Below are 439 nucleotides of genomic sequence, written 5' to 3'. Positions count from 1 at the left end.
GGCATCGAGCCGGGTCTTGGACGCCTTCGCGCGCTTCAGCGCCTCCTCGGTCTCGCGCTGCAGGATGGCGAGCAGTTCGACGGGCAGCTGCGCGAGTTCGGCGTCGGGGATGCCCGGCAGGTCGTCGGGCGTGAGGCTGTTGTTCGGCCAGGGCATGAACGGGTCTCCGTGATCGGCGAAAGAGGTCTGGATGGGGGAGGTCACGCCTCCCGCTCCTCGAGCAGCAGCGCCGACAGCGAGGCGGCGGCGTGCTTGGGCTTCGGGCGCGCGGCGGCGATGTAGGCGAAGCGGTCGGGGCCCACGCGCTCCTGAACAAGATGGACGAGGCCCTGCTCGGCGGCCCAGAAGGCGCGCGATCCGAGCCGCGCCAGCTCCTCCCGCTCGCGGTCCGCGAGGCGGTCGAGCATCGGGAAGATGTCGAGCACGAGGAAACCGCGAT

General features: G+C 71.1%; 1 protein-coding gene and 1 pseudogene. Both read right to left on the bottom strand.

The window, feature by feature from the left end; translation table 11 throughout:
• Positions 1 to 204, bottom strand: a pseudogene (locus tag AB6A65_RS16625) (hypothetical protein); the annotation flags it as partial.
• Positions 201 to 439 (bottom strand): hypothetical protein (locus AB6A65_RS16620; RefSeq protein WP_371039494.1); only part of this gene is annotated, 239 nt, incomplete at its 5' end. The gene AB6A65_RS16620 and the pseudogene AB6A65_RS16625, both read right to left, overlap by 4 nt.

This window comes from Rhodosalinus sp. FB01 (assembly GCF_041365715.1).
Taxonomy (GTDB): Bacteria; Pseudomonadota; Alphaproteobacteria; order Rhodobacterales; family Rhodobacteraceae; genus Rhodosalinus.
This window is presented reverse-complemented; position numbering and strand designations above follow the sequence as displayed.